The organism is Patulibacter sp. SYSU D01012, from assembly GCF_017916475.1.
Classification (GTDB): Bacteria; Actinomycetota; Thermoleophilia; order Solirubrobacterales; family Solirubrobacteraceae; genus Patulibacter.
The window spans coordinates 1091017-1102473 of the sequence record NZ_JAFMTB010000002.1 but is presented as its reverse complement, the minus strand read 5'-3'; the positions used below and the strand labels follow the sequence as shown (position 1 = coordinate 1102473).

Here is an 11457-nt window from a genome sequence, read left to right as displayed (position 1 = left end):
TCATCACCCCGGAACGGAGGACCATGGCGTTGAAGACGCAGTCCAAGAAGCAGATGCGCAAGCAGGCCAAGTCGGCGGCGAAGCTGGCGGCGGCCACGAAGGCCTCGACCGCCGCGTCGAAGAAGGTCTCGAAGAAGGCGGCGAAGCAGATCGCCGCCCGTGAGGACGCGGTCCGCAACCTCATCAACAACGAGGACCTGCACGACGACCTGCGCGATCTGGCGGAGGCCGCGAAGAAGGCCTACGCCCGGGTGGCGGCCAACCCGCAGGCCCTGCTGCAGGACAAGAAGGTCCACAGCGAGGTCCGCGAGGCCACGAGCGCGCTGCTCGACGCCAAGTCGCAGCTCGCCGGCCCGAAGAAGAAGAAGGGCAAGCTCCGCCTCTTCCTCCTCGCCATCGTCGGCGCCGGCACGGCCGTCGCCACGGTCCCCGCGCTGCGCTCGAAGGCGCTCGACCTCGTCTTCGGCCCGGAGGAGGAGCTCGACTACTCCGTGGGCTCGACGTCCTCGACGGTGTCGCAGAACGGCAACGGCGCGGTGTCCAGCACCGCCAGCTCGCCGGTCACCGGCAGCTGATCCGGCGCGCCGCCCCGGCGGCGCGCCCCACCCGTCCGGTCCGGCGCCCACGTGGGCGCCGGACCGCGTTCGGGCCGGCCGCGGGACGCCGCTCCTCGGCTGGCTGGCCAGCCAGGTATCCTCTCCCGCGTGGCGACCGAAGGCACGAAGCGGCAGCTGGCGACCGACAAGGCGCTGCGCATCGTGGACGCGATGCGCACGAGCGTCGCGCGGCGCGGCGTGGCGGGGTCGACGTTCGACCACGTGGCGCGCGAGGCCGGCGTCTCGCGCGGCCTGCTGCACTACTACTTCGGCTCGAAGGAGCGCCTGCTCGTCGAGGTCGCCAAGCGCGACTCCGAGGTGCGCTTCGCCGCGATGGCCGCGCAGCTCGAGAAGGCCCGCACCGCCGACGAGCTCGTGGGTCAGTGGGTGCGCTCGCTGCAGGCGACGGTCAAGCACGAGCCGGAGTTCGTGACCATGCTGCTCGAGCTCTACACGCTCGCGCAGCGCACGCCCGAGATCGCGGACGAGCTCGCGTCGGTGATGCAGGGGATGACGGACGCCATCGCCGCCCGCAGCAAGCAGCTGCAGGCCGAGGGCGTCCTCGAGCTCGTGGCGGACCCCGAGACCGTCGCGGACGTCATGCTCGGGTTCGGCTACGGGATGGCGCTGCGCCTGCTCGCCGACCCCTCGCGCGACATGGACGCCGCGATCGAGGTGGCGGCGACCGCCGCGCGCGGGCTCTACCGCGACCTCTGAGCGGCGTCGGGTCGACGGGCGACGCCGAGCGCCATCGGCGCGACGGGGAGCGGCACCCACGCCGGCACCGCGCGGACGTCGCGGTGGCGCACCCGGGCGAAGCCGGCCCGCTCGATCGCGCCGACGGTGTCGCGGTGCGTGTGGCAACCGCCGAACGCGCGGGGCCAGAACGTCGCGTCGACCGCCCGCTGCAGCGCGCCGAGCGGGCCGTCCGCCGCCACGTGCTCGTAGTAGCGCAGCTCGCCGCCCGGGCGCAGCGCGGCGTGGGCCGTGCGCAGGGCGCTGTCCAGGTCCGGGACGGTGCAGAGGACGAGCGAGCAGACGACGACGTCGAACGGCCCGCGGGCGACGGGCGGCAGCGCGTCGAACGTGCCGTCCGCGACGGTGATGCGCGGACCGGCGCCGGCCGCCGCGCGCCCGGCGGCCGCCGCGGCCTGCGCGCGCAGCGACGGCTCGGGCTCGACCGCGACGACCTCGGTCACGCCGGCGCCGTAGTGCGCGAAGTTCGCCCCGGTGCCCGCCCCGACCTCGAGCACCCGCCCGCGGGCGCCGTCCAGCAGGAGTCGGCGACCGTGGGCGAGCGCCGCCGGCTCCCGCCGCATGAGCCACGACCAGACGGCGGAGAAGCGGGGGTGGTCGACGGTCGACATGTGAGAGGCGCCGAGCGGCGGTGGCGCGGCGCGGGGCGCCGCGCCGCGGGCCGGCTACTCGCCCTTCGGCGAGGTCCAGGGCTGGGCGAGGCGGCCGGCGAAGAGGGCGACGAGGTCGTCGATGGCCACGCGCGTCTGCTCCAGGCTGTCGCGGTCGCGCACGGTGACGGTGCGGTCCTCGAGCGTCTGGTGGTCGATCGTCACGCACCAGGGGGTGCCGATCTCGTCCTGGCGGCGGTAGCGCTTGCCGATCGCCCCCGACTCGTCGTACTCGGTCTGGCCGACGGCGCGCAGCAGGTCGCGGACCTCCTGCGCCAGCTCGGGCTGGCCGTCCTTCTTCACGAGCGGGAAGACGGCGACCTTGACGGGCGCCAGGCGCGGGTGCAGGCGCAGGACGGTGCGGACGTCGCCCTCGACCTCCTCCTCGTCGTACGCGTCGACGAGGAAGGCCAGCGTCGCGCGGCCGACGCCGGCGGCGGGCTCGATGACGTGCGGGACGTAGCGCTCCTTCGTCGCCTCGTCGTACACCTCGATCTTCGTCTTGGCGCCCTGGGCGTGCTGCGTCAGGTCGAAGCTGCCGCGGTCCGCCACGCCCTCCAGCTCGGACCAGCCGATGGGGAACAGGTACTCCACGTCGACGGTGCGCGAGGAGTAGTGGGAGAGCTCGTCCTGCTCGTGGTCGCGCAGGCGCAGGTGCGACTCGCGGATGCCGAGCGTGCGGTACCAGCCGAAGCGCGCGGCCTTCCAGTGCTCGTACCACTCCGTGGACTCGGCCGGCGGGTGGAAGAACTCCATCTCCATCTGCTCGAACTCGAGCGTGCGGAAGATGAAGTTGCCGGGGGTGATCTCGTTGCGGAACGACTTGCCGATCTGCGCGATGCCGAACGGCGGCTTCTTGCGCGCGATCGCCAGGACCTGCTTGAAGTCCACGAAGATGCCCTGCGCGGTCTCGGGCCGCAGGTAGACGGTCGACGCGGTGTCCTCCACCGTGCCGATCTGCGTCTTGAACATGAGGTTGAACTCGCGCGGCTCGGACAGCTCGCCGCCGCAGACGGGGCAGCGCACCTGCGCGGGGTCCTCGCCGGCCTCGACCGCGGCCTCCTGCAGGTGGTCCAGGCGGAAGCGCTTCTTGCACTTGCCCAGGCACTGCACGAGCGGGTCGGAGAAGCCGTCGAGGTGGCCCGACGACTTCCAGACCGAGGGGTGCTGGATGATCGCGGAGTCCAGGGCGACGATGTCGTCGCGGTCCTGGAGCATCGCCTTCCACCACTCGTTCTTCACGTTCTGCACGAGCAGGACGCCGTAGTGGCCGTAGTCGTACGTGTTCGCGATGCCGCCGTAGATCTCCGAGGCGGGGAACACGAATCCGCGCCGCTTGCAGAGGGCGACGATCTTGTCCATGGTCACGACGTCGGAGGCCATGCGCAGGAGGGTACGGACTCGCCGGTGGCGTCGGGGCGCAGGCGCGGCTACGTGCGAGTAGCCACCGCTCGCGCCGTGTTGCGACCGCCGGTAGGGTGCGCGCATGCGCCTCCGCCGCCAGCCCCGTCCCGCGCCGCCGCCGAAGCTGGGCCTGCAGGGCCGCTTCGAGCGCCAGGCCCTGCGCCTGCTGGGGGCCCGCGGAGGACCGAACCGCCGCGTGCACCTGCGCCGGCCGGTCGTGCTCGAGGGGCAGGTGCTGGACGCGCCGACGCAGGCGATGCTGGCGCTCCGCGACCGCCTGGGGTACCCCGCCTGGCACGAGCAGCCGGTGCCGCAGGCACGGAAGACGCTGCGGCACGAGGCGCTCGTGGCGTCCGGCCGGCCGATCCCGGTCGCGGCCGCCGAGGACCTGCGGGTCGACGGCGCCACGGGCCCCCTGCGCGCGCGGCTCTACCGGCCCGGCGGCGTCCGCAACCCGGCGCTGACGTGGCAGCCGCTCGGCGACCGGCCGCCGCTGCTGCTCTTCGTCCACGGCGGCGGCTTCGTCCTGGGCGACCTGGACTCGCACGACGCGCTGTGCCGGATGCTCTGCCGGACGGCCGGGATCCTCGTGCTGTCCGTGGAGTACCGGCTGGCCCCGGAGCACCCGTGGCCCGCGGCGCCGGACGACGCGGAGGCCGCGTGGCGCTGGACCGTCGCGCACGCCGAGGAGCTGGGCGCCGACCCGGACCGCCTGGCGGTCGGCGGCGACAGCGCGGGCGGCAACCTGGCCGCGATCGTGGCCCAGACCGCGCGGCGCGAGGGCGGGCGCGCCCCCGACCTGCAGCTGCTGCTCTATCCCAAGCTCGACTCGACGCGACGGCACCGCACGGCCGACGTCTTCGGCCACGGCTTCTACCTGGAGGACGCGTCGATGTCGTGGTGCGAGCACCACTACATCGGGGTGGCGGGGCAGCCCGGCGCGGCCGACCGGCACGACGTCCGCGTGTCGCCCGGCGTCGCCGAGGACCTGCGCGGCCTGGCGCCGGCGCTGATCGTCACCGCGGGCTTCGACCCGCTGCGCGACGAGGGCGAGGCGTACGCCGAGCGTCTGCGCGACGCCGGCGTGCCGGTGCTGGCCCGGCGGATGCCCGACCTGATCCACGGCTTCGGCAACACCTTCGGCGTGGGGCGCCGGTCGCGCGACGCCATGCTCGAGGTGGCCTCGCTGCTGCGCGGGATGCTCGAGGTCGAGCCGGCCGTGCGGGGCGGCGGCGCGGCATGAGGCGCGGCCCTTGGCACTCTCGTCCAGGGAGTGCCAAGGGGGCCTCGCCCGTCGGCCGTCGGCGGCCTATACTCGTGGGGCCATGCCCATCTACGAGTACCGCCGGCCCGACGGGTCCACCTTCGAAGTCCTGCAGAAGTTCTCCGACGAGGCACTGACGCAGGATCCGGACACCGGCGTCCCCGTCGAGCGGGTGCTGAGCGCGCCCGCGATCCACTTCAAGGGCTCCGGCTTCCACAACACGGACTACGGCACGCGCAAGCGGCCGGCCGGGAGCGGGACCGAGGGCTCCTCCGACGCCGGGTCCTCCTCCGCCTCGTCCTCCGACGCCGGGTCGTCCTCGTCCGGCTCGTCGGACGCCTCCTCGTCGTCGTCGTCCTCGGGCGGCGCGGCGTCGACGTCCTCCGCGTCCTCGGGCGGCGCGAAGGACTGACGCCGGGGCCCGGCCGTGCCGATCTACGAGTACCGCCGCCCCGACGGGACCACGTTCGAGGTCCTGCAGCCCATCTCGGCGGACCCGCTGACCCACGACCCGGACACGGGCGTGCCGCTCGAGCGGGTCCTGCACGCGCCCGCCGTGCACTTCAAGGGCAGCGGCTTCTACGCCAACGACTACGGCACGGCGAAGGGCAACCGCGAGCTCGAGCGCGCCGCCGAGGCGGGCGCCGACGCGCACGACGACAAGGTGCGGCGCCAGCGCGAGGAGCGGAAGAAGGCCGCGGACGCGGCGCCGAAGCCGAAGCCGCCGCGGCCTGCCGGCGCCTGAGGGGCGCGGCGGCCCGCGTTAGCGGTCGAAGCGCCGCCGGGCCTTCGCGACGTCGGCGGGCGACACGATCAGGCCCTGGCCGCCGTACATGTCGGTCCCGGCGCCCGACGGCTTGAGCACGGCGTTCGAGCTCTTTCCCGGCAGGAACTGGCCGATCGCCACGCCGAGCAGCGAGAAGCCGCCCATGTCCGTCTTGACGGCCTGCGGCGCCTTCCACGCGATGAAGGGCAGCCGCACGAAGCCGGCGGGGGAGAGGACGCGGCGCTTCATCGCGCCGAGGATCTCCTGCTGGCGGCCGGCCCGGTTCGTGTCGTCCTGGGCGGCGTCGCAGCGGTTCTTGCGCACGCGGGCGAGCGCCAGGGCCGCGGCGCCGTTGAGCGTGTACGTCCGGCCCTTCTTCAGCCGGAACGACGTCCCGCCCTTGAACTTGTCGTAGCCCACGGCCACGCCGGCGCGGGGGCGGTTGGCGCCGCCGGAGACGTCCGCGGTCAGGCAGGTCTTCGCCTTGTACCGGACGCCGCCCATGGCGTCGATGAGCTGCGGGAAGTTCTCGAAGTCGATCGTGGCGACGTGGTTGACGTCGATGTCGGTCAGCCGCTCGACGGCGGCGACGGAGCCGCGGACGCCGCCGAAGGCGTAGGCCGCGTTGATCTTCTGCCGGCCGTGGCCCGGGATGTCGACGAGCGTGTCGCGCGGGACGGAGAGCTTCGCGTTCGCGAAGCCGCCGGTGCGCATCAGCATCATCGTGTCCGTACGCGCGGAGCCGCCCTCGCTGCCGGGCTCCTTCGACCCCGGCGGGCGGGCGTCCGTGCCGAGCACCAGCACGTTCGTCGGGGTGAACGGCGCGCCGCCGCCGCCGAGCAGGTCGTCGGCGTCGCCCTGCTGGTGGATCGTCGCCGAGACGACGAAGAGCACGCCCGAGAGGACGATCCAGCCGACGACGACGAGCAGCACGGCGCGCAGGACGCGGCGACCCAGGCCGCCCCGGCGCGGGCGACCGAAGCCCGGCAGGCGGCGGCGCGGGCGCGGGGCGCCCGGCTCGCCGCCGCCCTCGCCGCGCCGCCGTTCGGCGCGGTACACGGTGTAGGGGGCGTCGTCCTCGTGCTCGGCGCCGACGGTGCGGTCCACGTGCTCGGGCGCGCGCGGACGGCGCGGCTGCCGCGCCCCTGCGCCGTACACGGTGTAGGGCGGGTCGTCCGGCGTGGCGCCCCGGCGCTCGTGGGCGTCGTCGTCGGGTCCCTGCATCAGGACGGTATGGTGCCGCGCGTGCCCGAAGGCTGCGTCATCGGGGTCGATCTGGGCGGGACGAAGCTGCTGGCGGGGCTCCTCGACGAGGACCTGCGCGTGCTCCACCGGGTCTACCGCCTCGCCCCCCGCTCCGAGGACCCCGAGGACCTGCTCGGGCTCGTCGCCGGGCAGATCCGCGAGCTGCTGGACGGGGGATTCGTGCCGCGCGAGCGCGTCGTCGGCGTGGGCGTCGGCATCCCGTCGCTCGTCGACCGGGCGCGCGGCGTCGCCGTCTCCACCGTGCACCAGCCGCTCGACGACGTGCCCGTCCGCGACGAGCTGCAGGATCGCCTGCAGCTGCCCGTCGCCCTCGACAACGACGCGAACTGCGCGATGCTCGCCGAGTGGCGCGCCGGCGGGGCGCAGGGCTGCGACGACGCGGTGCTGCTGACCGTCGGCACCGGCATCGGGTCGGGGGTCGTCGCGAACGGCGCCCTCGTGCGCGGCGCCACCGGAGCGGCGACGGAGCTGGGGCACATGGTCGTCGACTTCGACGGCCCGCTCTGCCAGGGCGCGTGCACGAACCGCGGGTGCCTCGAGGCGCTCGCGTCCGGGTCGGCCCTGGGGCGCGAGGGAGCGCGGCTGGCCGGCCAGCGGCCCGGGTCGGCGCTGGCCCGTCTGGCCGGCGAGGGCCGCCCGATCACCGGCGTGCTCGTGACCGAGGCCGCGCAGGCCGGCGACCGCGCGGCGCAGGAGGCGCTCGAGCGCGTCGGCACCCTGCTCGGCGTCGGCATCGCGAACGCGATGAACATCTTCAATCCCGAGGTCGTGCTCGTCGGCGGCGGCGTGTCCGACGCGGGCGACCTGCTCCTGACCCCCGCGCGGACGGAGGCCCGCCGCCGCGCCCGACCGCCGTCCAACGGCGCGCGGGTGCAGCGGGCGCGCTTCGGCGCCGAGGCGGGCATGGTCGGCGGCGCGGTGCTGGCGCGCGAGGACCTGGCGTGAGCGCCCCGGCCGGGGCCGGCCGGCTCGTCGTCTGCGCCACGCCGATCGGCAACCTCGAGGACGTCACCCCGCGGGTGCTGCGGGCCCTGGACGAGGCCGACGTCGTCGCGTGCGAGGACACCCGCCACACGCGTCGGTTGCTGGACCGCCACGGCGTCCGCGCGTCCACGGTCAGCCTGCACGAGCACAACGAGGACGCCCGGGCCGCCGAGCTCCTGGCGCGGATCGCCGCGGGCGAGACGGTGGCGCTCGTCAGCGACGCCGGCATGCCCGTCGTCTCCGACCCCGGCGGGCGCCTGGTGGCCGCAGCCCGCGACGCGGGCCTGCCGGTCGAGGCGCTGCCCGGGGCCAGCGCCCCGGTCACCGCGATCGCCACCGCGGGGCTGCCCGCCGACGCGTGGCGGTTCGTGGGCTTCCTGCCGCGCCGCGCCGACGAGCTGCTCGCGACGCTCCGGCAGCCCGAGACCACCGTCGCCTTCGAGTCGCCCAAGCGTCTCGTGGCGTCCCTGCGCGCGATCGCGGGCGAGGACCCCGGGCGCCCGGTCGCGGTCTGCCGCGAGCTGACGAAGCTCCACGAAGAGGTCGTCCGCGGCCCCGCCGGCGACGTCGCCGAGCGGTTCGCCGCGACGGGCGTGCGCGGCGAGATCACGCTCGTCGTCGCCGGGGTGACGCCCGAGGCCGCCGAGGGCGTCGACCTGGCCGCGGCCGTCGACGCCACGCGGCGGCTGGTGGAGGACGGCGCCCGGGCGCGGACCGCCGCGCGCGTCGTGGCCGAGCTGACGGGGCTCGGCGCCAACGAGCTCTACCGGGCGCTGCACGAGGACGCGTAGGCCGCCCGGCCGGCGCCGGGCGCGTCAGGCGTTGGCCGCGGCGAGCGCGCGGTCGACGATCTCGCGCGCGAGCGGCAGGCACGACGTGGCCGCGGGGGAGGGCGCGTTGCGCACGTGCAGCACGCGGTCGTCGCCGGCGATCACGAAGTCGTCGACGAGCCCGCCGTCCCGCGCGACGGCCTGCGCGCGGACGCCCGCGGGACCGGGCACCAGGTCGCCGGCGCGCAGCTCCGGCACCAGGCGCCGCAGCTCGCGTGCCATCGCGGCGCGCGAGACGGTGCGGCCGACCTCGCCGGCCGCCGTCGGCCACCAGCGCCGGACCATCCGCCAGGTGCCCGGCCAGCGGACGGTCGCCCCGACGTCGCGGCGGCGGACCCGCGTCAGGCGGTAGGCGTCGCGCGCGCCCACGAGCAGCGCCGTCGGCCCCGCGTGCACCTCGCCGTCCACGCCGCGCGTCAGGTGGACGCCGAGGAACGGCAGGTCCGGGTCCGGGACCGGGTAGACCAGACCGCGGACCAGGTGCGCGCGCTCGGGGCGCAGCACCCGGTACGCCCCGCGGAACGGCACGATCCGCACGTCGTCGACCGCCGCGGCGGCGGCGTCCCGCGGGGCGAGGGCGTCGGCCCAGGCCCCGGCGCAGACGATGGCCCGGGCGGCGCGCGTCGTCCCGCCGGCGTGCCGCAGGAGCACGCCCGCGCTCGTCCGGGTCAGCCCGGTCACGGCTCGGCCGGTCGTCAGCGTGGCGCCGCGCGCGAGCGCGTCGGCCACGAGCGCGCGGGTCGTCGCGGCGTAGTCGACCGTCCCCGTCCCCGGCGACCACAGCGCCGCCAGGCCGCGCACGTGCGGCTCGCGCTCGCGGATGCCGTCCGGGCCGACGCGCTCCAGGCCCGGCACGCCGTTGGCGCGCGAGCGCCGCTCCAGCTCGTCCAGGCGCGGCAGCTCCTCGGGGCGCGTCGCGACGACGAGCTTCCCGGGGCGCGCGTGCGGCACGCCGTGGGCGGCGCAGAAGGCGGGCAGCTCGCGCACCCCGGCGGCGGCGAGGCGCGCCTTGAGCGACCTAGGGCGGTAGTAGACGCCGGCGTGGACGACGCCGCTGTTGTGCCCGCTCTGGTGCGCCGCCACGCCGGCCTCGCGCTCCAGCAGCGCCACCCGCAGGCCCGGCCGGCGGAGCAGCAGCTCGCGCGCCACCGCCGCGCCGACGATGCCGGCCCCGACCACCGCCACGTCGCAGGCGTTGGGGGCGGGGCTCCGGCGCAGCCCGTCGTCCGGGGCGGACGGCGACGCGGACGGGGCGGGCGGCGACGCGGCGGACACCGGGGCAGCCTAGAACGGCTCCTCGAGCTCGCCCAGGCGGTCCGTCAGGCGCAGGTTCTCGCCGTAGTCGACCGGGCACGCGATGACGGTCACGCCGTCCGAGGCCAGCCCCTTCTGCAGCGCCGGCAGCAGCTGGTCGGCCTGCGTGATCCGCACGCCGGTGCCGCCGAAGCTCTCGGCGAACGCGACGACGTCGGGATTGCCGAACTTCACCGAGGACGACGTGCCGAGCTCCATCTCCATCTTCCACTCGATGAGCCCGTAGCCGTCGTCCTCCCACACGAGGACGCACAGCGGGATCTGCTCGCGGACCGCCGTCTCGAGCTCCTGCGCGTGCATGAGGAACGCGCCGTCGCCGGTGGCGGCCAGGATCCTCGCGTCCGGCCGGGCGAGCTTGGCGCCGAGCGCCCCCGGCACGGCGAAGCCCATCGTCGACAGGCCGTTGGAGAGCAGGCACGTGTTCGCGGCGTACGTGGGGTACATCCGCGCCATCCACATCTTCACCGCGCCCGTGTCGGCCAGCACGATGTCGTCGCGGCCGAGCGCCGCCCGGGTGTCGGCGACGACGCGCTGCGGGGCCAGCGGCACGCGGTCGTCGTCGGCGTGCTGCGCGAGCTCCTCGTGCAGCAGGCCCGCGGCCTTCGGCAGGTCGCTCTGCCGCGGCTCCGCCCCGTTCACGGCCTCCCGCAGCAGCTCGAGCGAGCGGCCGATCGAGCCGTGCAGCCCCACGTCGACGGGGTAGTTGCGGTCGACCTCGGCGGGGAAGCGGTGGACGTGCACGATCGTCGTGTCGCCGTCCGGGTTGATCTTCTGCGGATCGAACTCCTGCAGCTCGTAGCCGACGGCGAGCACGAGGTCGGCGGCGTCGAAGCCGAAGTTGACGTAGTCGTGACGCATGAACCCGACGGCGCCGAGGCCGAGCGGGTGGTCGTCGGGGAAGACGCCCTTGCCGTGGAAGGTCGTCGCGACCGGGATGCCGGTCGCCTCGGCGAACCGCACGAGTTCGTCCGTCGTGCCCTCGCGGGCGGCGCCGTGACCGGCCAGCACGATGGGGTGCTTCGCCGCCCGCAGCAGCTCGGCGGCACGGGCGACCTGGCCGTCCGTGGGCTCGTTCGGCCGCACGCGGTCGATGCGCAGCGGGGCGAGCGCCTCGTCGACGTCCGCCGACTCGATGTCCTCCGGGATCGCCAGGTAGACCGCGCCGGGCCGCTCCGTCTGGGCGGTCTTGAACGCCTTGCGGACGATCTCGGGCAGGGACTCCGGCGTCGGCACGAGCGCCGACCACTTCGTGATCGGGTCGAACATCGGGACCAGGTCGACGCCCTGGTGGCTCTCCTTGTACGAGCGGTCGCGTCCGACCTGGGCGGAGATCGCGACGAGCGGCGTCGAGTTCGTGGTCGCGTCGGCCACGCCGAGCTGCAGGTTGATCGCGCCCGGGCCGAGCGTCGCCGAGCAGACGGCCGCCCGCTGCGTCAGCCGCCCGTACATCTCGGCCATGAACGACGCCGCCTGCTCGTGCCGCACGAGGACGTACCGGATCGGCGAGTCCTCGAGCGCCTGCACGAAGTGGATGTTCTCCTCCCCGGGGATGCCGAAGACGTACTCCACCCCCTCCTGCTCGAGGCAGCGGACGAGGAGCTGGGCGGCGGTGGCGCTCACGGGGACC

12 protein-coding genes are annotated in these 11457 nt (G+C 75.3%); 7 read left to right on the top strand and 5 right to left on the bottom strand.

Translation table 11 applies throughout. The annotated features are described in order from the left end of the window. Positions 1 to 29: 29 nt before the first annotated feature. Both J3P29_RS14635 and J3P29_RS14630 read left to right on the top strand, forming a co-directional pair. Complete coding sequence (locus tag J3P29_RS14635; RefSeq protein WP_210494415.1) at positions 30 to 575, top strand: hypothetical protein; 546 nt, start codon at positions 30 to 32, stop codon at positions 573 to 575. A gap of 129 nt (positions 576 to 704) precedes the next feature. Beyond that, a complete protein-coding gene (locus J3P29_RS14630) occupies positions 705 to 1313 on the top strand; it encodes a TetR/AcrR family transcriptional regulator (protein ID WP_210494413.1) in 609 nt (202 codons plus the stop codon). On the opposite strand, the gene J3P29_RS14625 is transcribed toward J3P29_RS14630, so the two are convergent. Then, positions 1298 to 1963, bottom strand: coding sequence for a class I SAM-dependent methyltransferase (locus J3P29_RS14625; RefSeq protein WP_210494410.1), 666 nt, complete (start codon positions 1961 to 1963; stop codon positions 1298 to 1300). The genes J3P29_RS14630 and J3P29_RS14625 overlap by 16 nt on opposite strands. A gap of 54 nt (positions 1964 to 2017) precedes the next feature. Next, complete coding sequence (locus J3P29_RS14620; protein ID WP_210494408.1) at positions 2018 to 3385, bottom strand: glycine--tRNA ligase; 1368 nt, start codon at positions 3383 to 3385, stop codon at positions 2018 to 2020. A gap of 103 nt (positions 3386 to 3488) precedes the next feature. Here J3P29_RS14620 and J3P29_RS14615 point away from each other — a divergent pair, with 103 nt between their 5' ends. The 3 genes from J3P29_RS14615 to J3P29_RS14605 all read left to right on the top strand — a co-directional run bounded on the left by J3P29_RS14615 (position 3489) and on the right by J3P29_RS14605 (position 5415). Then, positions 3489 to 4649 carry an alpha/beta hydrolase gene (locus J3P29_RS14615; RefSeq protein WP_210494406.1) on the top strand — a complete coding sequence of 387 codons (1161 nt, stop codon included), beginning with the start codon at positions 3489 to 3491 and terminating at the stop codon, positions 4647 to 4649. 82 nt (positions 4650 to 4731) lie between these two features. Then, entirely contained in the window at positions 4732 to 5082 is a 351-nt protein-coding gene (locus J3P29_RS14610) for a zinc ribbon domain-containing protein (protein WP_210494404.1), read from the top strand. 15 nt (positions 5083 to 5097) lie between these two features. Continuing rightward, entirely contained in the window at positions 5098 to 5415 is a 318-nt protein-coding gene (locus J3P29_RS14605) for an FmdB family zinc ribbon protein (protein WP_210494402.1), read from the top strand. An 18-nt stretch (positions 5416 to 5433) separates the two neighbouring features. Here the strand turns inward: J3P29_RS14605 and J3P29_RS14600 are convergent, their stop codons facing one another. Beyond that, positions 5434 to 6660 carry an LCP family protein gene (locus J3P29_RS14600; protein ID WP_210494401.1) on the bottom strand — a complete coding sequence of 409 codons (1227 nt, stop codon included), beginning with the start codon at positions 6658 to 6660 and terminating at the stop codon, positions 5434 to 5436. A gap of 21 nt (positions 6661 to 6681) precedes the next feature. Between J3P29_RS14600 and J3P29_RS14595 the strand changes: the two genes are divergently transcribed. Both J3P29_RS14595 and rsmI read left to right on the top strand, forming a co-directional pair. Continuing rightward, positions 6682 to 7647: an ROK family protein gene (locus tag J3P29_RS14595; RefSeq protein ID WP_210494398.1), complete on the top strand. Its 966-nt coding sequence runs from the start codon at positions 6682 to 6684 to the stop codon at positions 7645 to 7647. Further along, entirely contained in the window at positions 7644 to 8477 is an 834-nt protein-coding gene (rsmI, locus tag J3P29_RS14590; RefSeq protein ID WP_210494396.1) for a 16S rRNA (cytidine(1402)-2'-O)-methyltransferase, read from the top strand. Before J3P29_RS14595 ends, rsmI begins: the two co-directional genes overlap by 4 nt. A gap of 24 nt (positions 8478 to 8501) precedes the next feature. On the opposite strand, the gene lhgO is transcribed toward rsmI, so the two are convergent. Both lhgO and J3P29_RS14580 read right to left on the bottom strand, forming a co-directional pair. Next, positions 8502 to 9791 carry an L-2-hydroxyglutarate oxidase gene (gene lhgO, locus J3P29_RS14585; protein ID WP_349239853.1) on the bottom strand — a complete coding sequence of 430 codons (1290 nt, stop codon included), beginning with the start codon at positions 9789 to 9791 and terminating at the stop codon, positions 8502 to 8504. A gap of 9 nt (positions 9792 to 9800) precedes the next feature. Beyond that, positions 9801 to 11450: an acetolactate synthase large subunit gene (locus J3P29_RS14580; protein WP_349239852.1), complete on the bottom strand. Its 1650-nt coding sequence runs from the start codon at positions 11448 to 11450 to the stop codon at positions 9801 to 9803. Positions 11451 to 11457 lie beyond the last annotated feature (7 nt).

Excerpts from the sequence above, each read along its gene's own strand:
- J3P29_RS14625 (WP_210494410.1), bottom strand. The coding sequence starts at position 1,963 with ATGTCGACCGTCGACCACCCCCGCTTCTCCGCCGTCTGGTCGTGGCTC.
- J3P29_RS14620 (WP_210494408.1), bottom strand. The coding sequence starts at position 3,385 with ATGGCCTCCGACGTCGTGACCATGGACAAGATCGTCGCCCTCTGCAAG.
- J3P29_RS14615 (WP_210494406.1), top strand. The coding sequence starts at position 3,489 with ATGCGCCTCCGCCGCCAGCCCCGTCCCGCGCCGCCGCCGAAGCTGGGC.
- J3P29_RS14610 (WP_210494404.1), top strand. The coding sequence starts at position 4,732 with ATGCCCATCTACGAGTACCGCCGGCCCGACGGGTCCACCTTCGAAGTC.
- J3P29_RS14600 (WP_210494401.1), bottom strand. The coding sequence starts at position 6,660 with ATGCAGGGACCCGACGACGACGCCCACGAGCGCCGGGGCGCCACGCCG.